Source organism: Pueribacillus theae, assembly GCF_003097615.1.
In the GTDB taxonomy this organism is placed as follows: domain Bacteria; phylum Bacillota; class Bacilli; order Bacillales; family UBA6769; genus Pueribacillus; species Pueribacillus theae.
The window spans coordinates 1-903 of the sequence record NZ_QCZG01000108.1 but is presented as its reverse complement, the minus strand read 5'-3'; the positions used below and the strand labels follow the sequence as shown (position 1 = coordinate 903).

The following is a 903-nucleotide window of genomic DNA, read 5'->3' as shown; positions in this document are numbered from 1 at the left end:
AACGTTTTAAAAAAGATCCACAAGCATTTAAAGTGAGATATATTTTTCGGGAGTTTCACTTTGATTTCAAGCCGTTAAGCAAGGAAACACCTGTGAAACCAAAGGTTGATCTTTCTCGTATTCACGTGTCTCCCCATACGCTGGGATTGATTTTGACCTATCATGTGAACTACGGTCTGTCAGCCCGTAAAACAGCTGCATTGATGTATGATGTGCACAGTATGAAAATTTCGCATCAAACGATTTTAAATTACGTCAATAGCGTTGCCCTTATCACAAAGCCATTCATTGATCATTATCCGTATGAGCTATCCAATAGCTTTTGTGGAGATGAGACCTATATTCGGGTGAAGGGGCGCTGGCATTATCTGTTCTTTTTCTTTGATACAGTAAAGAAAATTATTTTGTCCTACCCTGTTTCATCAAACAGAGACACATTATCTGCCATCAAGGCACTGGATCAAGTCTTACAAAAGTTCAAGACCATTCCAGAGGACTTGGTATTTGTTGTAGATGGCAATCCCATTTACATTCTGGCTCAGCATTACTTTGCCCAGTATGACATTCACTTTGACATTCATAAGGTCATTGGACTAACCAATGATGACCCTGTTTCTAAAGAATATCGCCCGATGAAGCAAGTTATCGAACGGCTTAATCGCACATTTAAGGGCAATTACAGGGCGACAACCGGATTTGGTTCTCAGGAAGGATCGGTTTCCTATGTGACACTTTTTGTGGCGTATTTTAATTTCCTCAGACCACATGCCACACTGGAATATAAAGTGCCTGTCATCATCCCAGAACTTGAAAAGATGCCGAATATGCCAGAAAGATGGACAACCCTCATCACGTTGGCTCAAGACTTTTTGGTTAATCAGCAATCAGCCTAACTTTTTGATT

At 40.3% G+C, this 903-nt stretch carries 1 protein-coding gene; it reads left to right on the top strand.

All coding sequences use genetic code 11. The features are described from left to right. A partial coding sequence (locus DCC39_RS18880) for a DDE-type integrase/transposase/recombinase (RefSeq protein ID WP_240613708.1) occupies positions 1-893 on the top strand: 893 nt, incomplete at its 5' end. Positions 894-903 lie beyond the last annotated feature (10 nt).